At 35.8% G+C, this 26,276-nt stretch carries 17 protein-coding genes and 1 pseudogene; 16 read left to right on the plus strand and 2 right to left on the minus strand.

Annotated elements, in window-relative coordinates:
* The first annotated feature begins 199 nt into the window (after positions 1-199).
* From AC1Q7L_RS15670 to AC1Q7L_RS15715, 10 genes and pseudogenes are all read left to right on the plus strand, one after another.
* Positions 200-922 carry a hypothetical protein gene (locus tag AC1Q7L_RS15670; protein ID WP_492307660.1) on the plus strand — a complete coding sequence of 241 codons (723 nt, stop codon included), beginning with the start codon at positions 200-202 and terminating at the stop codon, positions 920-922.
* A gap of 1,318 nt (positions 923-2,240) precedes the next feature.
* Positions 2,241-3,047 carry a hypothetical protein gene (locus AC1Q7L_RS15675; protein ID WP_492307661.1) on the plus strand — a complete coding sequence of 269 codons (807 nt, stop codon included), beginning with the start codon at positions 2,241-2,243 and terminating at the stop codon, positions 3,045-3,047.
* 203 nt (positions 3,048-3,250) lie between these two features.
* Entirely contained in the window at positions 3,251-3,439 is a 189-nt protein-coding gene (locus AC1Q7L_RS15680) for an SDR family NAD(P)-dependent oxidoreductase (RefSeq protein ID WP_492307828.1), read from the plus strand.
* Positions 3,440-4,213: 774 nt separating this feature from the next.
* Positions 4,214-4,495, plus strand: a complete 282-nt coding sequence (locus AC1Q7L_RS15685) for a helix-turn-helix domain-containing protein (RefSeq protein WP_492307662.1) — start codon at positions 4,214-4,216, stop codon at positions 4,493-4,495.
* Between the two features lie 95 nt (positions 4,496-4,590).
* Positions 4,591-6,048: a DUF3945 domain-containing protein gene (locus AC1Q7L_RS15690; RefSeq protein WP_492307663.1), complete on the plus strand. Its 1,458-nt coding sequence runs from the start codon at positions 4,591-4,593 to the stop codon at positions 6,046-6,048.
* 48 nt (positions 6,049-6,096) lie between these two features.
* Positions 6,097-8,216: pseudogene (locus AC1Q7L_RS15695) on the plus strand (type IA DNA topoisomerase).
* A 477-nt stretch (positions 8,217-8,693) separates the two neighbouring features.
* Complete coding sequence (locus tag AC1Q7L_RS15700) at positions 8,694-10,550, plus strand: HsdM family class I SAM-dependent methyltransferase (protein ID WP_492307664.1); 1,857 nt, start codon at positions 8,694-8,696, stop codon at positions 10,548-10,550.
* Positions 10,551-11,618: a BsuBI/PstI family type II restriction endonuclease gene (locus tag AC1Q7L_RS15705; RefSeq protein WP_492307665.1), complete on the plus strand. Its 1,068-nt coding sequence runs from the start codon at positions 10,551-10,553 to the stop codon at positions 11,616-11,618.
* Positions 11,619-11,827: 209 nt separating this feature from the next.
* Positions 11,828-12,883, plus strand: coding sequence for a hypothetical protein (locus tag AC1Q7L_RS15710; RefSeq protein WP_492307666.1), 1,056 nt, complete (start codon positions 11,828-11,830; stop codon positions 12,881-12,883).
* A gap of 11 nt (positions 12,884-12,894) precedes the next feature.
* Entirely contained in the window at positions 12,895-14,406 is a 1,512-nt protein-coding gene (locus tag AC1Q7L_RS15715; RefSeq protein ID WP_492307667.1) for a hypothetical protein, read from the plus strand.
* 15 nt (positions 14,407-14,421) lie between these two features.
* On the opposite strand, the gene AC1Q7L_RS15720 is transcribed toward AC1Q7L_RS15715, so the two are convergent.
* Positions 14,422-15,132, minus strand: coding sequence for a DUF2290 domain-containing protein (locus tag AC1Q7L_RS15720; RefSeq protein WP_492307668.1), 711 nt, complete (start codon positions 15,130-15,132; stop codon positions 14,422-14,424).
* 577 nt (positions 15,133-15,709) lie between these two features.
* On the minus strand, positions 15,710-16,018 hold the full coding sequence (locus tag AC1Q7L_RS15725; protein WP_492307669.1) for a hypothetical protein: 309 nt from the start codon (positions 16,016-16,018) through the stop codon (positions 15,710-15,712).
* Between the two features lie 643 nt (positions 16,019-16,661).
* On the opposite strand from AC1Q7L_RS15725, the gene AC1Q7L_RS15730 reads away from it, so the two are divergent.
* From AC1Q7L_RS15730 to AC1Q7L_RS15755, 6 genes are all read left to right on the plus strand, one after another.
* Positions 16,662-19,673 (plus strand): SusC/RagA family TonB-linked outer membrane protein, encoded by a 3,012-nt coding sequence (locus AC1Q7L_RS15730; RefSeq protein WP_492307670.1) that lies wholly within the window; start codon positions 16,662-16,664, stop codon positions 19,671-19,673.
* A 15-nt stretch (positions 19,674-19,688) separates the two neighbouring features.
* The gene (locus AC1Q7L_RS15735) at positions 19,689-21,071 is read left to right on the plus strand and encodes a RagB/SusD family nutrient uptake outer membrane protein (protein WP_492307671.1); all 1,383 of its coding nucleotides are present in this window, start codon (positions 19,689-19,691) and stop codon (positions 21,069-21,071) included.
* Positions 21,058-23,637, plus strand: coding sequence for a S9 family peptidase (locus tag AC1Q7L_RS15740; protein WP_492307672.1), 2,580 nt, complete (start codon positions 21,058-21,060; stop codon positions 23,635-23,637). The genes AC1Q7L_RS15735 and AC1Q7L_RS15740 overlap by 14 nt, the downstream gene beginning before the upstream one ends.
* 180 nt (positions 23,638-23,817) lie before the next feature.
* Positions 23,818-24,432, plus strand: a complete 615-nt coding sequence (locus AC1Q7L_RS15745) for a recombinase family protein (protein ID WP_492307673.1) — start codon at positions 23,818-23,820, stop codon at positions 24,430-24,432.
* 2 nt (positions 24,433-24,434) lie between these two features.
* Positions 24,435-25,340, plus strand: a complete 906-nt coding sequence (locus tag AC1Q7L_RS15750) for a hypothetical protein (RefSeq protein ID WP_492307674.1) — start codon at positions 24,435-24,437, stop codon at positions 25,338-25,340.
* A gap of 210 nt (positions 25,341-25,550) precedes the next feature.
* Positions 25,551-26,261: a YozE family protein gene (locus AC1Q7L_RS15755; protein ID WP_492307675.1), complete on the plus strand. Its 711-nt coding sequence runs from the start codon at positions 25,551-25,553 to the stop codon at positions 26,259-26,261.
* Positions 26,262-26,276: the final 15 nt, after the last annotated feature.

Consider the following 26,276-nt stretch of genomic DNA (forward strand, 5'->3'; position numbering starts at 1 on the left):
TGATAATTATCGCATTAAATGAAACAATTATGAAGAACAAATTTTTAAAACTAATTATCACAGCTGCCATTCTCATATCGGGAATTGCATTTGCACAATCGGGAATGTAGGTATTAATAATGCCAATCCTGGCTCTACGCTTGACGTTAAAGGTTCATTTGCAGGGAACTATATTCCTATTATAAGTCCTGTTTACGCCATGACTTCTAACGATTATTATGTGGTATATAAAGGTACTGCTTCTGGTGCACTTACCCTTCCCGCTGCAGCTGCAATTGGTGCCGGGAATTATAAAGGTCGTGTGTATTTAATTAAGAACGGAACTGTCGCTCAAAATCTGGTAGTGAATACTAATGGTACAGAGACTATAGATGGAAATAGCTCTGTAAATATAGGTCCTGGTCAAAGCATTACATTAATCAGTACGGGGCTTACAGGAGCAGCGATCACTTGGGAAACCGTTAATTATAACAACTCCACATCTGTAGGTCCTATTCCAGACTATATCTTTGCTGGGATTTCGACACCAGCAGTTATTAACACAACCGGAAATGTCATTTTCAACACGGTAAAGGCTACTAATAATATTGCGCTAAATGCTACAAATGGGGTTTTTACTTTACAGGCAGGAAAGACATATGAATTGGCCGCATACTGGCATTTTACAGATTTTTCAAATCCAACAGCTGGCGACATTAGGTTAAGATGGTACCAAGGAGCAACGCTTACTGCAATTAATGCAGCCAACCTAACAGTTCTTAATCCAACAACTTTCTCTGGCGGTGCAGGAATTGGAGTTGCGGTTTCTTCAGCAATTTACACTCCAACCACGGATACTACCGTTAGAGTTATAGTTCAACCGGTGGTTGGAAGCGCTACAGTGAATATTGGAAGTTATGTAATTATTAAACAGGTAAAATAAATATTTTAACTGACACATTAATTAAATAAAAATACAGAAAAGAAAAAAAGACAGCCAGAGTTACTTGATTGGCTAAGTGATCACGTTAGGTTAGATATCCCCCCATATATGTAAAAGAGCATGGATCGCCTGATACCAATTATGAATAATATAGTATGGACTACACTGAGCCTAAGGTATATATTCGTATTTATAACAGTTATTTTCGTTTGCCTTTCTTAATTGAAAGGCAATTTTTATAGAAAATATTTTAAAGGATATGCGATTAATCTCCATAAGTTATAATTGTTAACTCCATATTTTAAAGTTTATTTTGAGTCTGGCAATTAGAATTATCTGTTGATCTCAAATCTTTGATTTACGAAGAAAGACAAAATATAAGACATGGGTATTTTAATTTTTATAAATTATCATTTTTTATTTTGTCCTGGTACGGAAATACAATTTCCGTATCAGGACATTTTAAGCAATATATAAAAAATGATATTTTGTAAATGCTGCAGCAGATTATATCTGATATGAGAAACACATACAATGTATATTTTCAAATGATAATGCGAATTTATTAAAGCCTCTTCATTGGAGATTTTTTTTGTAGAAAAGAATTATAACAGTTGGGATAGATTGCTATGCATTATTGTTCCGAAATAGAAATTTTATTTTTGTTAGAGTATATAATAGAGCGGTGACCCTGTGAAATAATATATTTCATTTATGAATAAGTAGTTTACGGTACGGGATGCTTCGATAAATGTTATACGTAATAAATCATATATTTTGCGCTTTCAAAATTTTATGAAAATATATATAAAAATATGTAAATAATTTTTTTTTTCAAATTTATGTTTTACATCTTTCTATATGAGAGCAATTTTTTTGTGAAAAAATTACAGTAGATCCGATTAATATCTACATAATAAAATTGGAATCTGCTTGTTTTCATTCTAATTTTGAAGTGTACAGCAATACTGCAATTGATAAAACAGGGTTAAAGAAGTATTAGTAATTTTATATTAAAATCTTGTATTGAAGGTTTTTTATTCTGACTGTAATTCTAATAAAAACAATAATTTTTTTTCTAAAGGATAATTAGTGATTTCACCCTGGCCTCTCAACTTGAGAGGCTTTTTTGTAAAAAATAATTTACAACACATTCGATAAATATCTACAAGATTTGCTGAAAAACTTTGCAATTTACAACTAACTTTAGACCAGTACAATGATATATAATTTAATGATATGGAGACAGATAGTTCTGAATCGATATCACATAAATGTTGTACTGTTAAAAGCAAAAAACCACAAAAATTACAATTATATGAGAACTAAAATTATTAATCTATCAGTTTTATTATGTTCAATCACGAGCTTTGCGCAAATCGGCATAAATACCCAAAATCCGCAAACAGCATTTCATATCGACGCAGGAAAAGACAATGCCTCTTTCGGAGCTCCCACAGCAGCTCAACAGGCAAATGATTTTGCATTGACAAATTCCGGTAATGTTGGCATAAGCATTGTTGCACCTACAGAAAAACTGGATATAGGGAGTGGTAACGTACGAGTACGTAATATTAATACCAATGTAGGTGTTGCCGGAACAGACAGGATGGTAGTAGCCGATGCAAACGGTATCCTGAAAACAATAGGTTTTGCAACAGGCGATATTTTTCATGCCCGCTTAAATGCTGACCAAACAATTACTAACAGCACGACAATCGTTACACTGCATTTTGCAACCCCTTTGGTTACCTCGGCATATTATACTTATAATACAAGCAACTGGACGCTCACCTTCAACCAAGCAGGAAACTATATCGTTACATTACAGGCAAGCTTCGCCGATATTACCAATGGTGCACAGCTTGTGTTGGGAATACGACCAATTCCGGATAATAACTACCTCGCTAGGGGAAGCCATTATGCCGGAGCAGATACACCGACTTTAACTGCGGGTACAAGAATCGGAGAATTAATGAACTATACTACAATGCTAGTAGTGCCTTCCGCAGGATATCAGGTTCGTTTCACAGCAGCTCCCAATCAGAGCTGCGTTATCCTCTCCTCTGAAATCGGTCCTACCGGTATGGGAAATGTAACGAACGTGACGGTTCAGAAAATATAAAAGGTAAAGGTTGTATAAACGGACATTCTGGATTACTTTTTTGTAGAACCATATATTAATTTTTAATCTTTAATAAAATTATTTAAAAACAAAAAGTATTCTATATCGGAATATCAGAACATTATGAAAAAAATATTTTTCATTATTTCATTCATCAGCCTTATATCTTTTGATGCATTTAATATAAAAAGTTCTAAAAATATATTCAAACTAAGTTCGTACGGAGCAACAGTAGTCATAACTGCCGAATAGAATCAAAAGACACTTCCAGAAGCCACTATTTTATTGACACAGACCTTAATCAGGCAGCCAGTGCCGAAAAAATCGCAAAAGAGATCTTAGAAAACTACGAGAAAATAGATATCATTATTAATAATGCAGGCGCGAATTAGGGCCTGGAGGAAGCTAAATCAAGTTGGAAGATGAAAATTGGTGCAAAAGTTGGGAGCTTAATTTTTAGTCAATGGTTCGAATCAATAAAGCATTTTTACCTGCAATGCTTGATCAGAAAGAGTGTTCGATTATCAATATTCTGCAGGAGCTGCCAAGCTGCCGATCTGGAACATGACATTGTCCTACTCATCAGCCAAGGCAGCACTCAACGCTTACAGCAAGGCGCTGGTGAGCGCAGTAGGATCAAAATGTGTAAGGATAAATATGGTGTCTCCAGAGTATTTAAACACCATCAATGAATGAGCTTGTTGAAAATATTGCGCAACAATCAAAGGTGAGTTTCGATGAGGACTTTCAAAACATCATTGAAACGTTAGGTGTGCCGATCGGATAATAGGGGAGCCTGATGAAGTAGTCAACATCGTTGCTTTTCTGGCATCATCTGAATCCCAATATATTAGAGGAGAACATTTCGGTAGATGGCGGGTCATCACCGACTGTTTGATCTTGCATACTATCAGCTATAAAGTTTTTAATATTTATCATTTTGAACGATGAAAGCATTGATCTGACTAATCAGTCTAATCAGTGCTTTTTTTTATGGACCTGTGTCACTGTTTCAAATAGTGACGACCAAATATATGTTTCAAAATTATAAAAAATCTTTTCGGTACTACGAAAAGGTAGTGATTTTTTGTGATCTGCATATTTCAACTTTACCCCATTAAAAGTTGATCAACTGTTCACATCATTAAAACCTAAAAATCACCGTTATGAATATCGAACGAACAGAATTTATCGCATGGATGGAAAGGATCATGGAACGATTCGACATCCTTAAAGAACAAGTATCATCAAGTCAATCCAGATTCATAGAGATCGACGGAGAGGTATTGCTTGACAATCAAGACGTATTACAACTCCTAAAGATCAGTTCAAGATCCCTGCAACGCTACCGCACCGACAAAAAGCTGCCTTACTATACTATCAGTGGTAAGCTTTACTATAAGCAGTCCGATGTCCATCAGCTCATCAGAGAATGTTTAAGTGCATAATGAAGTAGGACAGAAGCTGCCAAAGAAGTAGGCACAATTCAAGATCAAAGTATCTACCACTCATCCTGCTACCTTCATCATACAAAATATCTGCTATGGAAAATAAGGTACAGAATGAAACCAATGAAACCTATGAGATTAAGCCGGTATCTGACACCCTGCTTGTCCTGAACATCCAAACCAATGCGGTCGAGATGGTCAAAGGGGTGGACAAAGATGGAAATCTGCAAAAGTTACCACCAGACGAGAAGAAAGACAATGACCAGTTGATCCTGGTTGACAAACACGGTGATATCTTCTCTAACTTCTTTTCCAATTTCTACCGGCAGCTGAAAAATCCTTCCCATTTTAACTTCTTCAAGGTCTCGGAATATGATGCGGTCAATACCGCGAAAAACCTTCAGGACTATATTGATCAGGCATCGCCTGAAGAAAAGGAACAGCTGAAAGAATATGAAGTCTTACCAAAAAACACCAACCCATTAAAAAATCAGACTACAATGGAAAACAACACAGACAATCAGGAGTATCGTTTTCAGCCGGAACAAATCGACTGGAAGACGATGGAAAAATTCGGGCTAACCCAAGAAAAGCTTGAAAAGATGAATGCTTTAGATCCGCTACTCAGGGGATTTAAGACCAATACCTTAATTCCCATTACCATCAATCTGGGAAAAGCGGTCAGCAAGATGGATGTCCGTCTATCCCTTCAGACAGCAGACAACGGCGAAGTTGCCGTTAACCTGCACGGCATCCGCAAAGAGCCGAACTACAACCTCAAGTTCCTCGGTCATGAGTTCACCGAAGACGATATAAAGAACCTTAAAAAAAACGGAAATATGGGCAGGGTCGTCGACCTCGTTAATCCTAAGACCGATGAGATCATCCCGTCCGTGATCAGCCGTGACCGATTGACCAACGAACTTGTCGCCTATAGAGCCGAGTATATGAAAATTCCGGATGACATCAAAGGCATCAAGCTGGATGACCACCAAAAACAAACACTGTTGCAAGGGAAGCCACTTTATCTGGAAAGCATGACCTCCAAAAAAGGAGAACTGTTCGATGCCACCGTACAATTCAACGCAGACAAGCGCTATGTTGAATTTATCTTCAACAACAACCAAAACCAGCATCAATCACAACAACAGAATCCATCCAGTCAGCAAAATCAATCCAAAGACGGGGAAGCCCCAAAAGTATTTCGTGGAAAAGAACTGGATGATGCACAATATGAAAAGTTCAAAGCAGGGCAGACGGTCTATGTTGATGGACTTATAGACGGCAAAGGAAAAGCCTATCAAGGCTATATCACCTTCAACAAGGAAACCTCTAAAACGGACTTTTCTTTTACCAACCCTAACAAATTGAAAGAAAAAGCCCAACCATCAGAAGACCGTAAGACCCAGAAAGCGGTCAATTCCGATGGCAAGACCAACGAAGCTACCAAGAATCATAAAGAACCGTTGGAGTCCAAACAGCAGCAGCCTGCTAATAAACAGCAGGAAGAACAGCAGAAGAAACCTGCCAGATCCAAAGGGCGCAAGATGTAATAATCAATTACAATTAAAAACAATTACAACCACAATAAATCCAACCCTATGAAAGCTATCATCGCAGAAAAGCCCAGTGTCGCAAGAGAGATCGCCCAATTGTTAAATGCCAACGAAAGAAAAGACGGTTACATGGAAGGCAATGGTTATTGCATAACCTGGGCACTAGGCCATTTGGTGTCATTGGGAATGCCGGAAGATTATGGTATAAGAGGCTTTGACAAAGCCTCTTTGCCTATCTTTCCAGATCCATTCCTATTGATCCCAAGATCTATCAAAAAGCAAAACCACAAAGGCTATCAGCCTGATCCTTCAGCGCTCAAACAGTTAAAAACAATTCAAAATGTCATCAACCGATGCGACAGCATCATTGTAGCCACCGATGCAGGAAGGGAAGGAGAGCTCATCTTCCGATACATCTACCACTACCTTCAATGCAACAAACCTTTCGAAAGACTCTGGATCAGTTCCCTTACCGAAAAAGCTATAAAAGAAGGGTTCAGAAAGCTCCAGCCCGGTTCAGCGTTCGACGGTTTGTATGAGGCAGCCAAAGCCAGAAGCGAAGCCGACTGGCTGGTTGGGATCAATGCCACTCAGGCATTAAGCATTGCCGCTAATCAGGATGTCTACTCATTAGGCAGGGTACAGACACCAACCCTGGCTTTAATCTGCAAAAGATTCGAAGACCATCAAAATTTTAAACAGAAGAAATACTTCCAGATCCAGTTGAAGCACCGCAAAGAATACCTGGATTTCACCAGTCATTCCAATGAACGATGGGCTGATAAAAAACAGACAGAACAGATTCTAAGAGCCATAGAGCGGGAGGGCAGAGCCACTGTCGAGAATGTCTCTGTCAATATTGTAAAAGAACCATCACCTCTTCTTTTTGATCTGACAGAACTTCAAAAAGAGGCTAACAGAAAGTTAGGTCTCTCAGCTGATGAAGTCTTGCAGGCTGCACAAGGTCTTTATGAGAAAAGATTCATCACCTACCCACGAACCGGCAGTCAATATATTCCCAAAGACCTTTGGGCAGAGATCCCGGAGCTGGTCAGAATTCTCAATACAGTCGATCAGTTCAAACCCGCCATTTCAACCCTTACATTCGGGAACTTCAACAAAAGGATGGTTAATGACCTCAAGGTGACCGATCACCACGGACTTTTGATCACCACAAAAATACCATCCGCACTCACCGCAACGGAAAAAGCCATTTACGATATGATTGCCTATCGTTTACTGGAATCCCTTTCAGAACATTGCAGCAAACAAGTCAGTCATATCACGATTAAAATACATCACTATGAATTCAGCATCAAAGGATCAAAGATACTAAATAAGGGCTGGCGTGCCATCAAAGGGATACTCTCAGACCATAACGATAATAACAAAAATAACGACAGCACATCCAATAACCATAACGTCGAAGAAACACTTATTGACCTGCCAGAAATGAAAATCGGAGATGAACTGAAAATCTCCCAAGCTGTGCTACAGGAAAAAACGACCAACCCCCCAAACTGTACAATGAGGCCGATTTGTTGTCAGCGATGGAAAATACAGGAAGATCACTCGAAGATAAAGATCTGCAGAAAGCGATTTCGAACATTGGAATAGGTACACCCGCCACCAGAGCCTCCATCATTGAAACCCTTCTGAGCAGAAACTACATCATCCGAAAAAGCAAAACGCTTACTCCAACCGAAAAAGGACTTAAAGTTTACCATATTGTCAAAGACCAAAAGATCGCCAATGTACAAATGACCGCAGAGTGGGAGATGACACTCGACAAGATCGAAAAAGGCGAACTGAATTCAAAAAAATTCATTACCGATATCAAAGACTACACAAAAGAGATCACCAAAGAACTATTATCACTCTCAATTCTTAAAGAGAACATTCCCGAACTCAAATGCCCAAAATGCCAACAGCAACACCTCATCATCAAAGACAAGATCATCAAATGCCCTATTGAGCAATGCAACTGGATGCAGTTCAGAAATGTCTGCGGAGTAAAGCTCAGCATAGAACACATCACTTCACTCATCAACAATAAAAGAACACCACTCATCAAAAATATGAAGGCCAAAAACGGCAAAAAATTCAGTGCCTATCTAGTTTTGAAAGATGACCACCAAACCGTATTTGAATTCCCAGACCACTAAATTTATCTTTAAAATAAGTATCTTAGAAATAAAAAAATATGAAAGTGTTTTTATGTTATAAACATTCATCAGTGGAAATCAAATGGGAGCTCCCATTCCTTCCCCGTATTGGAGAATATATTTCAATTACTGAACCTTTATCCGAAAAACAACATAAACGGCTGGGAGCCAAAAATGATTATCTCAAAATCATCAACATCTCATGGTTTCTGTATAAAGATAGTAGAGAGTCTTCTGTAAAAATTTTACTTGAGTAATCTTCATAGAATATTGTGTACAGGCTATATAAATATTAAACATATATTATGGTGTTAGATGATGGTTTACGACTATTTTTATTTGCCCGAGTATTATTATGATAAAAATATTTATTTAATACGTCATAATTTGTCGCATTAGGAACTTAGCTTTGCAAAAGACGATTCTTCAGAAGTTTCTTGTTTAAAGATTGCAGTTTAGCTATATTTGAAATATATTATGAGTACTCTATTAAGTCATAAAAAAACTACAGTTAAATCAACTATCACAAAGGAGATTTTAGCTGTTTTGAATAACAAAGATAAAGACCCTTTAAAAACTTTGGTCAGTGGGAAGGTTATGGCTAAAGCTTGGGCAAAACAATTTGAAGATGAGGTAAGACTCCACACAGTGCAATACTTTATGCAACGTGTTATTAATTCATATTGGAATTCAAAACGAAATTTTTCTTTACAATCTTTTCCGATAAAACTCAGTCGCATTGAGTTTCCTCTTGTTGAATTTGACGATAGTATCAAAGCGGTTGCCAACGTTATTGGCAAGGCTGCCGGTGAACTAGACATAATTAAAGCCTCATATGAATTAGGAAATTTATACACCAGTATCCTTCCGGAAAAAATGAGATCAGATAACGGTGTGTTTTATACTCCACCTGCACTTACGGACAGACTATTAAACGGTGTGGAAAGTGCCGGAGTAGATTGGGCATCTTGCTCTGTAGCCGATCCAGCATGCGGGGGTGGGGCTTTTTTAGCACCGATAGCTCTTCGTATACTCTCTGCAATTGATTATCTATCACCAGAAGAACAACTGCAACATCTGGAACAAAATCTAAAGGGTTTTGAAATTGACCCATTTTCAGCTTGGCTAACAGAAATATTTTTACAAATTGCAGTAAAAGATATTATGAACTTAGCGGGTCGACGCATAAACTCAATGGTAACGATCTGTGATACGATCGCTTTTTTTTCAGATAAAGCTAACCGAAGAGAATTTGATGTGGTCATTGGAAATCCCCCTTACGGTAAACTGACATTGAATAAAGAAGTGAGAGAAGAATATGAGGACAGTCTATTTGGTCACGCAAATCTATATGGTGTCTTTACTCATTTGGCAATCAATCTAGTTAAACCTGGTGGAATTATAGGGTATCTTACACCTACGAGTTATCTTTCTGGTGAATATTTTAAAAAATTGAGAATGTTCATTCGGAAAGAAACTAACCCGGTAACGATTGATTTTGTTGCTGGTAGAAAAGGAGTGTTTGAAGATGTACTGCAAGAAACCCTATTAGCAGTCTATAAAAAGAAAAATCAGTTGTCTGACGAAATTCCAGTTGTAGAGATTAGTGAGATTGCGACCTTACCTAGTGGCAAATTAAAGATTTCTTCAGCTGGTAAGTATGAATTACCTATTGATAAAGGCTCTCCATGGATATTACCAAGAAATATTAAACACGCTAAAATTGTAGCTACAATGTCGGACATGAACAATCGTCTTAGTACATACGGATATAAAGTAAGTACAGGACAATTAGTTTGGAACCGACATAAAAAACAATTATCTGATAAAAAAAACAGAAATTCTTATCCGATAATTTGGGCTGAGGCCATTTCAAAGGATGGAAATTTTCAGTTGAAGGCAGAGAAGAAAAATCATAAAAAATGGTTCCAATCTAAAGACGGTGACGATTTCCTAAAGACCAAAAAATCTTGTGTTTTGTTGCAACGCACCACTTCTAAAGAACAGGATAAAAGATTGATCACATCGGTACTTCCTGATGAATTGTTTGAAGAATATACATCGGTAATTATTGAAAATCATTTGAATATGATTATTGCAACGGTCGCTGATCCTCTTGTAAACCTTAAAACATTATCAACTTTCTTAAACAGCAGGGTTGTTAACGACGCATTCACGACAATCAGTGGGAGCGTTGCAGTATCTGCTTATGAATTAGAATCACTACCATTGCCAGAACCATCAAAATTAAAACGCCTAAATACATTAATCAGTAATAATGCAGATTCTGATCTTATTGAAAAGGAATGCACAAAAATTTACAATAAAAACTAAATGAATCAATTGCCTCCATACGTGACAAGAGAATTAATCCATGAGCGTCTTCCTTTGATATTTCCTGAAGGTACTCCCAACAGAACCTATCTTATTAGGGAGATGGCTGCCAGCACAATCTTCACTATGCTTTACATTGGTGCGATTGATGGAAATGATACTTTTATCGGTCCTGTTCATGTATATAGGATGACAACTGAGCAATCGGTTCTCTCCGATGATGTGAATCGTAAACAGTATGGTACTCAAGCATTATCGAAAGGTTTTCAGCCCGAGGGCAAAAGATGGTATGCAGATAATACGAGAGAACCTATCAGAGACGAGACTTTAAGAGAAGGATTGATTCCTGTAGGAGCGGTTATTACTAGAGCTGGTCTACCTACTACGTCCAGCCGACCTCGCTATACACTTCAGAATGATTTTGCAAATCTCTTCAACCCATCGATTGCGGAAGAGGAATTGGAATCAGAAATCAAATCATGGCAGAATACTAATTTATCAGCCAGTGCAAGAGCGAGATTATCGTTAGCAAGCCGAACCGGAAATGTAACTGATGGGAGAGTTCTTGTAACGTTTCCGAATGGCGAAGCAAGAAACTTAAGTGCTGGTCCAAGTTCGGAAATATCTAAAGCTGTTGTAGAAGTTTTTGCCAAAAAATTTTTAAAAGAACCAGCGGTCTTATGGCTAAGCACAAGTGACGCTAAAGTAACATTTATAGATGATGCTATTGCTAAAACCATAGGCCTTGAAATCGAAGCAGATAAAAATTTGCCCGATCTGATCTTAGCAGATCTGGGTACACCAGATCCGCTTTTGGTATTTGTGGAAGTTGTTGCCTCTGATGGACCAATTTCCGAGAGAAGAAAAGAATCTTTGTATGAACTCAGTGACAAAGCTGGTTTCAAACGACAAAATATTGCATTCGTTACTGCTTATAGGGATAGACAGGTACAACCATTCCGTAAAACTGTTCCTGAATTAGCTTGGGGGAGTTTTGCTTGGTTTATGTCTGAGCCCGACAACCTTATTTTCTTAAGTGACAGTGAGAGGAAATTGTCAGAATTTTAATAAATGCCACTAATACTTATTTTGATTAAGATTTACATTGTCTCAACGAATGTTCTACAATAGTTATATGGTTTTTTACTTTAATTACGGAAACACGTAAATACTGATAATGTATTTTTAATATATTTGGCAATTATGTTATAAATCATAACATTAGCAAAAATTATTAACCATAATACATTAAAATTGTATTTCATTCAATTACTCAAATGGCAGACAATAACGATTTACAGCAGGAAGCTGCTTTTCCACAGCGCGACCTTCAGATTCATAGCATCGGTTCATATACCTTGGATTTAGAAGCTAACAAGCATACAAGTTTAGAAGCAACGGATAATGAAGCGGATTACATGAATTTTATTCAGGGTATTGTTCATGAAATTTCAACACAAGGAGGTAGACAGTTCATATGTAATAGCACGCATACTGAGGTTATTAATATAGTCAGCCAAATTGTTAATAATGGTATAGATTTCAGTGAAGTAGAAGCAATTGCCGACAGATTATTGAGAATTGAAGTTGAAGCCCAGGAAAAAATTTCAAGATTAGGTAAACAACTGCATGAAGGCTTGCTTATCATTTCGCATATTACCGATCGAAATGTTGAAAAAATTATCATATGCAAAGCTGAAACTCTTTCATATATAGAAAGGACAACATTTACTCAACAAGATGGATTTCCTTTAAAGAAGAAGATTTTTAAATCTGTCCAAATCACTTTTGACAATGAAAAAAATATAGAAGATATTTATGTTAATGATATTAATGAATCAATATCAAAATATTGGTGGGATAGTTTTTTAGAGCTTGCGAAAAAATATGAAGATGAGGAAAATACAAAAAAGGCTTTTACTATTATTGAATCCAAAATTCTTAATGCTATAAGAAAAGAATCCAATATTGATTTTTGGAACTTAAGAAATACTACCATTCATTATTTTCGTTCCAATGAAGAATTCGAGATGGAAGATTATATTGAAAAATGTTTAAATGGATATGTTCCCGAAAAAGAAGGTTTAGATATTGACAAGTATAAAGATAAAGCCAGGGAGCTTCCAGCAAAATTTGCTTTTGATCCACAATTTAGCTTAGTGAAAAAAGCAATCACTGCTAAAATAAAAAGAACTATTACTTTACATGAAAGTATCGATTTGGTTCTGAAAGGAGAAATAAATCCTGGTACAATAGAAAGTGCTCGAAATGACCGACAAGAAAAAGGTATATTTATCAAGACCTCAACAGGCTTTGAAGAATTTGGTGGTTAATATGTAAAAGTATGAGATATAATGCTTTTTTAAATAGTATTGGAACTCCTAATGAGATTGAAATTTTTGAAGAAGATTTCAGTGAATTTACTGTAGGATATTCATATCCTACAATCCTAACGCCTAAAGAAGAGAATTTCAAAGATATTTTTGCGGAAGTCAAAAATTCTGATATTTGTTCTGTTTATTTCTCTATTGATCAGGGTGATTCTGTTGTGATCAAAGATGATAGTAATTTTGCATCAAGTCTTAACGATCTAAATAATTTACTGTCAAGTCATGAAGAGGGAGAAAAAATCAATGTTAAAATCAATATTTATAAAACTCCAAACGATAATCAATTCCTTTTTTATGCAAAAGACTGTTTTTTTAATTACATAAAATCATTTGACAGTCTAAGTTTAGCAAACTTTTTCTCAAGCAGTATTTTTGATCATACTTCAAAGATTTATATATTAATAAATGACTTTGTTGGTACATTAAATAGTAGTAAATTCTTTATTGCTGCTCAATATCAACCTACAGAAGATAATTTTGATTATCGTGAAAAAAGAATTAGTAATATAGTTTCTAATAATCACTCATCATTTTTTGGAAAACTACATGTTCTGCCAGAAGATTTTATTTTCGGTGGTAACGGTGAAATTGATTTGTCAACATTGGAACGATTTCAAAGGTTAGGCAAAATTCTTCTATTATCATCAATTTTTGATATTACTGATCTAACAAAAGAAAGTTTTTATTATAAGTTAAATGGTTATAGGTCAATCAGTGAATCCATAGATGCAGATAATATTACCATTAAAAATTTAGATGATTTTTACAATATATATTTATGGATATACAGTAGCGGGAACATTTTAGATAAGATTGGTTTAGCTAGAAACTTAATCTCGTTACATTTAAAAAAGAACTCTAGTTTAGAGCTTGAGGGAGATGTATTTGAATCTTTAAAATCCAGCTACAAAATTTATGAAAAACAGAATGTAAAACAATACATTGAAGTTAGAAATAAAATGTCCGACCAAATTTTAGATTATGGCAAGCGCGTAGCAAGTTTTACAGATAATTTTGCTAACGGATTTCAAAAGTCTGCACTTTCGTTAGTTACATTTTTCTCTTCATTGATAGTCACGAGAATTCTTGCTACACCAAAAAATAATTCTGATTTTATCTTGTATAGTACTTTAATAACATTTGTTTTTATAGGTATAACGCTGGTTTATATGGTAATTTCAAGATTGGAACTTACTGAACAAGAAAGCAGGTTTAAAAAGAGTTACAACCATTTTAAAATAAGATATACTGATCTATTAACAGAGGAAGATATTGCTCGTATTCTTAATAATGATGAAGAACATAATTCGGATCTACTATATATAACAAAGAAGAAAAAATGGTATACGACTCTTTGGATTGTAGTGCTCCTTTTAATATTAATTGCTACAATTGCATATTACATTTATGGAAACACTAATCATACTTTACCAGAAAACCTAGTTCCTATTCCGAAATTTATATAACTTAGTTTTGATATTCTAGCTTATATAAATTTCATTTTTTTCTATATCATTCCAAATATTTTGATCAGAAATTGTTTTACACTGATTTTTAATATCTAATAACTTCTGACTAAACTCTAAAACTTCAAATTTTTCATGATAAATTTTCCAAACATCGAAATATCTTTGTTTAATGGTAAAGGTTACGAATTGAAGTGGAGTTAAAATTATTGAAGACGGAATTCTAAAGTTTTCATTCAAGCCAATATGGATATGCGATTGGGAATGAAGTAATGGTTTATAGCCTTTTTTATCATAATCATATCTAATGTATGTTAAATTTGAATTTACCTCCTGCTCAATTAAAAATTGTTCAAATTCATTTTCATCTAAAAGCTCATTAACATCTTCTTCACTAAAATCCAGAATTTCATCTTCAGTAAAACTAAATCTTAAATAGTCATACTTTGTATATTTAAAATTCGGATTTTCGATATATGAAAACCTTAAGTAGTTATCTAATCGACAAAATTGAAAAAAGGAGTCATCATTTAGAATTATTTCATAATCAAGATTATCTCTAATAGCATTATAAATTTCTATATGTTTATTTCGTCTTGATATTTTTTTAAATTCAGATGAATAGTCCCCTATATTTTTAGGACCTTTTCCTTTATATAAATTTATTTCTGTTAACAAATTAATAGAATTGGTTAGAGATATGTTGAAAACAGCATCATTTATCATTTTTTCTGATTTTGATTTTCAAGGGTTTTTAAAATTTCCTCTAAAGAAAGACCCGTTTCTTTTGATAATTTTTCTAATGTCCTTGATAGAACATTCAGTTCTGACTGCATTTTATCTAATCCTCTATAAATTGTACGAGTTTCTGTTTCACTTGGTTGAGTGAAAATAAGCTTATATTTATTTTTCTTTAATAAATTTAATTATATTCATTTATTTATAAGGTTTGGTAAGAATTTCCACTAAGCCCAAATATACATAATAATTAGAATTTCAATAAAAATAATGCTACGAGATATTTAGAAGGTTAAGATTAAAAGTTAGTAATTTTTATCTCTTTATTTACAAAAACCACAAATATGAAAACATCAAAAAATCTATAGTGCAATCAACAATCATAATCATTACTTTGTGTATAGTACTTTATCAAAGTGATGCAAAGCTTACTGCTTCTATGGATTCCCTAAAGCAAAAGAAAAATATACAACAAAAAGAGAGATTTATAAGAGAATCTGAGGGAGTTCTACCGCAATGTTATGATATATATTACAGCGAAATTAGTAAATCGAAGTGAAATGTTTTATGAATTTTCATTCAGATATGTTTTTATTTCCTCATCTAAAATACTGTCAAACTCTTTACCAAAATCACTCATAGTAAATTCCATAGCCTCAACAATACTTATCAAAGTAGTAGCTTTCGGTGATGTAATACCATTTAAAGTATCATTGATTGTTGCTTTTCGCAGGAGTGCATTAGAAGCAACTCCATGGTAGCTGTATACAACTTTATTATCCTTAAATTCCTTTTGCAGACTTTTACCTCTCTCCAAAAGTTTTTTTAAGGAAATGATGATCTTAATTTTGTAAATATTTTGTTCAGTATTCACAAGTGCAATTAACAATTTCAAAAAAATAATATCGTTACGCTATGCCGTACCGATATTTTTTTATATATTTGAAATTATGTTAACAATATAAAAGTTTGTTAACTTTGCGATACTTCAAAGAATATTAGAAGCTATTGCTTAGAATCTCGCTATTGAAAACTGGTACTTTAAAGCAACGAGAGGATAAGTAAGCGGCTCACGACCTAGGCGTGGGTCTCTTCCTCTTATCTGTTGCACGGTATACCAGTACCTCAATAGTAGATAATGTAGAGTCCACGCTGTTTTTTTTCTTAATGCAGTTCGCCCACATCTACATATAAATCTAAGCCCGCTTCCTAAAATATAGTATCAGATTACAGGATACAATAGGAGGGTACAACCTATTGCGGCTTTCAATAGCTCACACGGGACACAGATTTCATTCATATTAAATTCTTTCCGGTGCCTTGCGGTCACTGCTTTAGATCCTCACAAGTCCTTTTTCATACCAAAGGGCATCAGGAAAGTTTTTATCCATCGATGAATCCATCACATTAATTACAAAAAATAAAAAAACAAAAAAGCCCCTTCCCATACAGTTTGACGACATAGGGAAAGAGCAGATCAGTAATTAATTTAACGATTAAAAACCTTTTACAAATCTATGAAAAATTCCTATTACAAGATAGGAGGTATTTTCTTTGGCCTTATGCTGACCGCTGTCAGCACCAACACAAAAGCCCAAACACGCACCATTTCTGGTACCGTTACTGCATCCAACAAACCCCTATCAGGAGTAACCATCTCCCAAGAGGGCAGCGATCAGGTAACGACCACCAGTGCAAACGGAACCTATACATTACAGGTTTCAGAAGAAAATCCCATCCTATTGTTCAGACATCCTGATTATGCTGAAGAACGAATCACAGCCACCAATCAGACCGTCGTCAATATCAGCTTAGAACAACAAGTAAAGGGAATCGAAGAAGTTATTCTCAACGCTGGCTACTATAAGGTTAAAGACAAAGAAAGAACCGGTAGCATCGCCAAAGTTTCAGCAAAAGACATAGAAAACCAGCCTGTGACCAATGTCCTGTCAGCAGCACAGGGTAGAATGGCAGGAGTCAGTATTACCCAAAACTCAGGTACGCCGGGTGGTGGCTTTGATGTTCAGATAAGAGGACGAAACAGTCTTAGAAATCTGACCAACTCAGAAATTGACGGAAATCAGCCTCTCTACGTAATTGATGGCGTTCCGGTAGGCGGATCAGTGACCTCATTATATACGGCAACCATATTTCCTGCGAGAAGCATCAATCCTTTAAACAGCATCAGTCCGAACGACATCGAAAGCATCGAAATCCTTAAAGATGCAGATGCTACGGCGATTTACGGATCAAGGGGAGCTAACGGAGTAATCCTCGTTAATACCAAAAAAGGTAAATCCAAAAGACTGGTCACAACGCTCAACACCAATTATGCTCTGAGTTCAGTCGCTTCCCGAATGAAGATGATGAACACCGCGCAGTATCTGGATATGAGAAAACAGGCCTTCTCAAATGACGGAACCAACACCTTTCCTGTCAATGCCTACGATATCAATGGCTCCTGGGATAAGAATCGGGACACCGACTGGGCAAAATACCTTCTGGGAAATACTGCTTCGTCGTATACCACTCAGCTATCCTTGAGTGGTGGAAGTGAAACCACTTCATTTTTACTAAGTCTCGGACATAGCGAGCAGGGATCTATTTTCAGAGATGATTTCAGATACAGAACCAACACCATAAACGGGAGTATTTCTCACCAGTCTTTAGACAAAAAGTTTCAGCTGACGCTGTCCAATATTTTTTCAAAGATTGATAACAATGTGATTCGTGAGGACATCTCACGTCCCGCTTATTTACTATCTCCCAATGCTCCGATGCTGTACCAGAATGACGGCAGCCTGAACTGGGAGAACAATACATTCAATAATCCGGTTGCCCTATACAACAGTACCTATGAAAATGACAACCTGCAGTTTATCTCAAACCTTAATGTGCAGTATGAGTTGCTGAAAGATTTGAGGATCAAACTGAACGGAGGAATCAATTACAATACCTTTGAAGAATGGGCATTTCAGCCGAATACGATCTATAATCCAGCAACCGCAACAGGACAGTCGAGTATTTATTCAAGAACCTCTAAGAACAATCAGGACCGATTTTCCTACATTCTTGAACCTCAATTGGAGTGGAGCAGGACAGGGGAGAACCATCAGATTTCTGTACTCTTAGGCAGCAGTATTCAGAATGAGAATAATAACTCAGGCTCTCTCGTAGGAGTAGGCTTTGACAGTAATCTATTTATGAATAACATCAGTGCTGCCAAAACCAGAACCATTGGCAATCAGATTACTGCCGAGTACCGATATGCCGCTGTATTCGGAAGAATCAATTACCAGTACCAAAAAAAATACATCCTTAATCTAACCGGACGAAGAGATGGCAGCAGCCGGTTTGGTCCTAATAACCGATTTGCCAATTTTGGAGCGATTGGGGCTGCTTGGTTAGTTTCAAATGAGAACTTTTTAAAGGAATCGAAGTGGATCAGTTTTGCCAAATTACGCGGAAGTCTTGGAACAGCAGGAAGTGATAATATCGGAGACTATCAGTATCTGGATAATTATACCGTTTCTACACTCATCTACAATAATACAGCAGGATTGCTTCCTTCAAAACTTTTTAATCCTGATTTCAGCTGGGAAAAAACAACTAAGCTGGAAGCAGCCATAGAGTTAGGCTTTTTAAAAAATACCATTAATCTTACTGCGGCCTGGTATAGAAACCGATCCTCCAACCAATTGGTCGGAATTCAGCTCCCTGCCGTCACAGGTTTCAGCTCAGTATTGGCTAATCTAGATGCTACTGTTGAAAACAGCGGATATGAATTCGAACTGGGGGCAAGACCTTTCCGAGGAAAAGATTTTAGCTGGGAAACCAGTTTCAATATCAGTTTTCCTAAAAACAAACTGTTGTCTTTTCCGGGATTGGAGGGGTCAACCTATTCCAACAGATATGTAATAGGCGAGTCTACCTCGATCGTCAAACTATACCAGTTTGAAGGCATCAATCCTGCCACTGGTCTGTATCAATTTACGGACTACAACGGCGATGGAAAAATATCCTCACCCAATGATAATAAAGTCATCGGCGATACGGATGTGAAGTTTTTCGGAGGTTGGAACAACAGTTTCAGGTTGAAGAACTGGGACTTTTCATTTCTGTTTCATTTCGTCAAAAGGGATAATTTCAACTACAACAGAACAATGCTGATGCCCGGAAGTATGAACAATCAACCTGTAGAAGTTCTTAATGTATGGTCACCTTCCAATCCGCCAGGAGTATATATGCCGTACAGCTCAGGAGTAGACGGAACCAAAGCTTCACTGCATACGTATTTCCAAAACAGTACGGCTTCGCTTTCAGACGCATCTTTCATCAGGTTGAAAAATATTCAGATCGGCTATACACTTCCTTTGGAGTCAGAGATTTTTAAAAGTGTGAAAATCTATCTTCAGGGACAGAATCTCCTGACGATAACCAAATACTTTGGAATCGATCCTGAATTTATAGCCTCGGGATTTCTGCCTCCGCTTAAAACCTATTCCATGGGTGTACAAATCAGTTTTTAACTTAAATCTTGAATAATGAAAAATTTACATTATAGATATATCATTGCAGTGACTTTGAGCATTTACCTCTCACTGACTTCATGTGAAAATCTGGTTGAGGTAGAAGATCCTACCAATCAAATCAGCACCAACCTTGTATTTGAAGATATTCAGACTGCCAATGCTGCGTTAGCAGGAGTATATGCCGGCTTATGGGAAGATTCTCCCATATCCGGAGGGGCTAAGGGTTCAGGACCTCTTCTGGGAATTTATGCCGATGACCTTGATAATTTTGCATCTTCCATTACCAATGCAGAATACGATCTGTACCAAAATATTCATATTGACAACAATAGTGCGGTATTGGCTTACTGGACTTCTGCTTACCAAAAAGTATATCAGGTGAATGCCATTTTAGAAGGGGTAGAAGTATCTTCAGGAATCAGCCAGCAAAATAAGCAACGGCTGAAGGGAGAGGCATTAGCGATTCGCTCTGTCCTTTTTTTCTATCTCCAGCAGACCTTCGGAGCTATTGCCTATCCGGTAACGACCAATTATCAGATCAATCAATCCATTTCCAGAACAGCATCTGATGAAGTATTAGAAAGACTGGAAAGCGATCTGAAAGAGTCGATCAGCCTCTTATCAGATCAGTACAGAGAACCTGAAAGAATTGTTCTGAATCGGAAGGCTGCTGAGTTTATGCTGGCCAAAGTATTAATGACGCAAGGAAAATGGGGCGAAGCTGAAATTCTTTTAAAAGGAATTATTTCTGATCCACAGTACCAATTTGAGAACGATCTTTCCAAAGTGTTTTTAAAAAACGGAAAGCACATCCTATGGCAGCTTAAACCCAAAAACGCTGTTGATCCGACAAAGGAATCGACGTTGTATTATTTTGTCAATTCTGCGCCATCTATTCATGCCCTTTCTACTGATCTGATCAATAGTTTTGCTTCTGGTGATCTTCGGAAGAGTCAATGGATCACAGGAGTTACTTTTAATCAGGTTACCAAATACAGAGCCTCAAAATACAAGGCCACAAGCAATAACAGTACAGAGTATTCAATTGTCTTCAGACTCGAAGAAGTTGATCTGCTGCTGGCTGAATCTTTAGCTAATCAGGATAAAATGTCGGAAGCAATTCCATTAATTAATAAGACCAGACAAAGAGCGGGCTTAACTGCATTGCCATTGATCCTCTCGAAACAACAAACACTTCAGGAAATTACGGCAGAAAACAGAAAAGAATTTTTTGCCGAGATGGGAAATCGTTTCATGCATCTGAAAAGAAGAAATCTTTTATCGGAACTCGTTTCGTCTAAACCCAATTTCAAGATCTTTCATCAAGTATGGCCAGTTCCGATTAAGGAACTGCTGTTGAATAAAAATCTTTATCCTCAGAATGAAGGCTATTAAACATCTCATCATGCTTTTGGTTGCTATACTTTCATCATTAATGAATGGCCAAATAAAGAAAACCCCAAAATCGCCGGCGCCTAAACTCGCCGGCATTTCTGCATCGGCGGAACAGTACAGAATCAGCATAGCAGGTCAATCTACCGATATGGAGTGGGTAGCTGTACGAAAATGGTATTATAAAAACAGTGATACCATACTGGTTTTTAACAGACACATAGTTCAAAAGCATGTATTGACACTGACTAAGATAAATTCAGTGGAATTTTTAGGAAATAATAAATTGCTTGTATCAGGCGAAGGAAAAGCATGGTTTTATGATTTAAAAATGAAAACCAAAAAGGAGTATCAAGATGTAATACAAGTTGAAGTAAACGAGCTCAAGGATGGAAATTCAATGTTTGCGATATTTCATAAAGGTGGTATTTTGGAAATCTATGACAAAAATGGGAGTTTAAAAAATAGGTTCAAGGATGTCATAAGCTTTCAGGCTCTTAAAGAAACAGGTTTTTTGATTCGTCAGAAAAACAATTCAATCACTGCAGTCAGTTTGGTCAAAAACTCCGAAGTGCTTCCGGTATTCAACACCTCGGAATTGATCAGTCAGCTTAAAGTTTCAGATGACAGTACTGTTATCATGATCAACGAAAGTGACGGACATAGTATCGATGGGGACAAACAAGTTTCGAGAAGCAAAATACACATTGTTGAACTCATTTCAGGCAAATCTGTAGAGTTTGACTTCAGTAATGAAAAAGATTTTACCGATTTAACCATGTCCAGAATTGGTATCTCCAATTCATTTCTGTTGGGTCTGCATAAAAAGACGGAAGCAGACAATCAATTGTTGGAAATATGGTACAGCAATGAGAGCAACATAAAATCTGTGTATCAGGGTAAAACTTTAAAAAAGTTTTATATTCTCAATTTAAATAACGAAACTGCTGAAAAATTAAATAATTATTCAGAAGAGATGTTTATGACATTCACCAATAACCGCTATTTATTAAGATACCATCCTCATCAAGGTCAAGATTATGTGTTCTGGAAACCAACAATAAAAATCCATCTGTATGATATCGCTTCTTCAAAAGAAACTTCTCTGGGATATTTTGGCGGAGTTGATTACAAAGCACCTCAGATCATCTACAGCCCGGACGGTCAGTTTATTTTAGGAAGTGAGGACAGAAAAAAATGGAAACTATGGAATATCGAAAATTTATCAAAAATGGAAATTGCTGCTGAGGATTTAAAAGTTCCTGTTTTCACAGAAGACGGTCGGTCTGTTTACTTTAACAGCAGTAGCGGCATCCGGGTATTTGAGCTTGCATCACGTAATCTTACCCGATTGAGAGAAACAGAAGGAGAAGCCAACTTGGTTAATATTAAAATCAACCGCCAGTTCAACGAATATCATTTTGCCTGCCAGACCGTAAATCCTGAAAAACCGTTGTTGGTCAAAACTGTTGATCCGAAAAATAATGTAGTAAAATATGATGTTATTAAAGGCTGGAAAAAGACGAGTATCATTTCAAAAACGAAGGATAAACTGTCAGATTTATCATATAATCCATCGTTCAACCGATTCTTTTTTCTGGCAGAAAATTATAATAAACCTCCGGAATTGTACAGTCAGCAAAATAGAGAAAATCCTAGAATAATTTACAGTTCCAACAGTACTGATAAAATTGCAAGTCAATTTAAACAGGAGATTATCAACTATTTTAATTCTACAAGTCAGCCATTGAAAGGAACTTTATATTATCCACTGAATTATGATTCTTCTAAGAAATATCCTATGGTCGTTAAGGTATACCAGAATCAAAGAGCCTATGCAAAAGAATATTTGATTAAAGGATATGCCAGTTATGTAGCATATGATAAAAGATGTCTGATTGAAAGAGGGTACTTTGTTTATGAACCCGATATTGTATTTGGAAAAAAGGGGACAGGGATTGATGCTTTAGATTGTGTTAATCATGCATTAGACGCACTAACAAATATAAGTTCAATAGATTTCAAAAAAGTAGGTTTAATCGGGCATTCACATGGAGGATATATCACGAATTTTATTGCAACGCAGTCAAACCGGTTTGCGACTTATATTTCAGGAGCAGGAAACAGCGATATTATAAGATCTTATTTTTCATATAATAGAAACTTTCATACCCCATTTTATATGCAGTTTGAAAGCGGTCAGTATGAAATGCCGGCAACATTCTCTGAAGACAAAGAATTGTATGTCAAAAATAATCCGATCTATTATGTAGATCAAGTTTCCGCACCCATATTGTTATGGGCAGGAAAGAAAGATGAAAATATTTTCTGGGAACAGGCTCAGGAGTTTTATATCGGATTAAAGCGAAATCATAAAGATGCAGTCGTATTGTTCTACACTAAAGGAGATCATTCGTTAAGTATGAGTACGGAAGAAAAAGAGGATCTACACAATCGGTCAGCAGAGTGGCTGGATTACTTTCTGAAAGATCAGATAGATGTAGAATGGATTGATAAGCAAATGAAGAATGAATTAATTCCAGATAGAAAATCTTCAACAGATAGATAGAGCAAACACTAGTTCACAATAATAGTATTTTATAAAATATAATTTTTTATAGGTGGTTTTGTGAGATTTTTAAAGTGGTCGGATATGATCAATTTATTTTTTTTATATATTTTCTCAAAATGTCATATCACTAAACAAAGTTTGATAAATTTACATGGTATGAGTTTAATGTAACAAATTATGAAAATAGGATATGCCCGGGTTTCAACTAAAGACCAAAACTTAGATTTACAAATTGAAGCTCTTGAAAAAGCTGGCTGCGAAAAAATTTACCAGGAGAAAATTTCCGGTACAACAAAAAATCGTCCCGAACTGGATAAGATGATCGAACAGTTTCGAGAGGGTGATGAATTATATGTCTGGAGGCTGGACCGATTAGGGAGAAGCTTAAAAAACATTATAGATCTTGTCCTAAGTTTAAGTAATAAAGGTATTATTATAAAAGGGATAACCGATGGAGTAGATACTTCTACGATGAATGGCAGACTCTTCTTAAATATAATGGCATCATTATCTGAATATGAAAGAGAATTAATAAGAGAAAGAACTAATGCCGGTCTGCAGTCTGCCAGAGCACGAGGTAGATTAGGAGGAAGACCAAAGGGATATACTGCGGAAACAATTTCCAAACTGTTACTCCTGCGTTCTATTTATAAAGATGTCACAAAACGTCCGGAAGAAATTTATAAACCTTTTGGACTCACCAGGGCAACATTTTATAGGTATGCTAAAATTTTGGATAACCATACAGATACAGAAATAAAAGAAATGTCAAATAAACAATCACAATTATAGAAATGAGTTTCAATAGCACATGGACTTACGAAAAATTGTGGGTGAAAGGAAAAAATTACATCGATAAAGCACTTCTGCAAGATAGAGAGAGTGAACTGTTTCCTTTTTTTGCGGCAATTGCTTTAGAATTTATTGCTAGGGCTACCTTGGCAAAAGTACATCCCGTACTATTAGCTGAGTCAAAAGATGGCGAAAATATTCTATATGCTTTTGGTTTCCAGAAAAGAACTCATTATATACCGATTTCAATTCCAACAAAATTGGTTATAGAAAGATGTGAAGTAATTGTGCCTAACTTCACAGAAACCGAAAAAGCATTTTGTAAAGATATTACTGTTAAAAGAAATGAAGAACTCCATAGTGGGAATTTGGGATTTAACAATTTTCCAACAAAAATTTGGCTTTCTAAATATTATAAAACTTTGAAAATTTTATTAGAGTTCCAAGATAAAACGTTATCAGACCTTTTACAGAGTAGTGAGGCAGAAGCAGCTGAAGAAATGATAATTGAAAGGGATGCGGACCTTGAAAAAAAAGTTAGAGATAGGATTTCGCTTCATAGAAAAACATTTAGTTCTTTAACTGTAGATCTACAAAACGAAAAAATAACAAATTCTACACAAGATAAGTGGTTTGGTAGCCGCGTGTATCGTAAAGATGAGATATGCCCTGCTTGTGGAAACATCGGCATTCTAACAGGTAAATTAATTTCCGTTTCAGAAGGTAAAGCAAATGAGTCTGAAATTACTCAGAATATAAATGTTCTGCCAACTCATTTTTTCTGCTTCTGCTGTGATTTTGAGTTAGGAAACCATCAAGAATTAGATTCAATCGAGCTTGGAGGCCAGTATAAAATTGAAGAAAATTTTAGGCCATGGGAGTTTTTTGAAACTGATGATGTTGAATGATATTACTAAAAACGAAGAAAAAAAGATTTTTGTGTAGATCTTAAAAATTTTTACTAATTTAGCGATGGGTATTTCTTACAGTCCCTGCCGTCCACCAATAGCAAAGCTGATAAGCACTGTAATCAAATTAATTGAATAACTTTTGTTCCATACACAAAGGTAGTGGTTGGTGGATGACATTTATCTGTTGTGGATTAAAAGAAAAGTTCAATGAAATTACAAAATCATACAATCAATTTTTATAAGTTACAAGCTAAAAGGCTTAAAAGAGAACTTAATATTAAGCACACAGATGCTTTAAATATCGTAGCAAAAATTTATGGATTCGCCAATTGGATCGATTGTCAAAGAAATATAAGTAATAATACAAAGTCTTCTGTGACTACAACTGTTCCACTTAATTTTACGAGCTGGCTGCGTAAACAAATAAACAGGAATTCTCCATTAGGCGATTTAGCTAGAGATGTGGAAAAAGATAATCAATGGCCATTATATGATGATCTGGAATCGTATAATATATATCTGCATTCTAAAGGTGTTTCCGGCATTGTCTTTATTGTTTTGAAAAATGCATGGAAAAGTTTTACCGCTTATTTGAAGAGAAATTTACTTCCAAAAGAAAAAAATGATTTTAAAGCTTCAATCATAAATTCTGATCCTAGAAGAATAACAATAGTGAAAAATATTAAGCCGAATCATTTTGATAAAAGAACGAGTGAAAAATTTAATGTCGGAGATAAAGCTTGGATATCATGGAATGGCAGAAAAGCTCTTCCAGTAACAATTACAGAAGTAACCGACCGGAATTACTCATTTAATATTGAAAGACCATTAAAGTATAAAGGAAATAATCATTTTCTTTTTCTAGATGAAGTCCGTAGCACTCCAGAATTAGCTTGTATTAATCATGTAACGTTATAAGCAACATAAAAGTAG

This window comes from Chryseobacterium sp. GW823-FHT05E08, from assembly GCF_058795655.1.

What these genes read in the sequence shown, in the direction of transcription:
- AC1Q7L_RS15685 (WP_492307662.1), top strand. Translation starts at nt 4,214, where the DNA reads ATGAATATCGAACGAACAGAATTTATCGCATGGATGGAAAGGATCATG.
- AC1Q7L_RS15670 (WP_492307660.1), top strand. Translation starts at nt 200, where the DNA reads ATGACTTCTAACGATTATTATGTGGTATATAAAGGTACTGCTTCTGGT.
- AC1Q7L_RS15720 (WP_492307668.1), bottom strand. Translation starts at nt 15,132, where the DNA reads ATGATAAATGATGCTGTTTTCAACATATCTCTAACCAATTCTATTAAT.
- AC1Q7L_RS15735 (WP_492307671.1), top strand. Translation starts at nt 19,689, where the DNA reads ATGAAAAATTTACATTATAGATATATCATTGCAGTGACTTTGAGCATT.
- AC1Q7L_RS15675 (WP_492307661.1), top strand. Translation starts at nt 2,241, where the DNA reads ATGAGAACTAAAATTATTAATCTATCAGTTTTATTATGTTCAATCACG.
- AC1Q7L_RS15730 (WP_492307670.1), top strand. Translation starts at nt 16,662, where the DNA reads ATGAAAAATTCCTATTACAAGATAGGAGGTATTTTCTTTGGCCTTATG.
- AC1Q7L_RS15700 (WP_492307664.1), top strand. Translation starts at nt 8,694, where the DNA reads ATGAGTACTCTATTAAGTCATAAAAAAACTACAGTTAAATCAACTATC.
- AC1Q7L_RS15745 (WP_492307673.1), top strand. Translation starts at nt 23,818, where the DNA reads ATGAAAATAGGATATGCCCGGGTTTCAACTAAAGACCAAAACTTAGAT.
- AC1Q7L_RS15705 (WP_492307665.1), top strand. Translation starts at nt 10,551, where the DNA reads ATGAATCAATTGCCTCCATACGTGACAAGAGAATTAATCCATGAGCGT.
- AC1Q7L_RS15710 (WP_492307666.1), top strand. Translation starts at nt 11,828, where the DNA reads ATGGCAGACAATAACGATTTACAGCAGGAAGCTGCTTTTCCACAGCGC.
- AC1Q7L_RS15740 (WP_492307672.1), top strand. Translation starts at nt 21,058, where the DNA reads ATGAAGGCTATTAAACATCTCATCATGCTTTTGGTTGCTATACTTTCA.
- AC1Q7L_RS15755 (WP_492307675.1), top strand. Translation starts at nt 25,551, where the DNA reads ATGAAATTACAAAATCATACAATCAATTTTTATAAGTTACAAGCTAAA.
- AC1Q7L_RS15715 (WP_492307667.1), top strand. Translation starts at nt 12,895, where the DNA reads ATGAGATATAATGCTTTTTTAAATAGTATTGGAACTCCTAATGAGATT.
- AC1Q7L_RS15690 (WP_492307663.1), top strand. Translation starts at nt 4,591, where the DNA reads ATGGAAAATAAGGTACAGAATGAAACCAATGAAACCTATGAGATTAAG.
- AC1Q7L_RS15750 (WP_492307674.1), top strand. Translation starts at nt 24,435, where the DNA reads ATGAGTTTCAATAGCACATGGACTTACGAAAAATTGTGGGTGAAAGGA.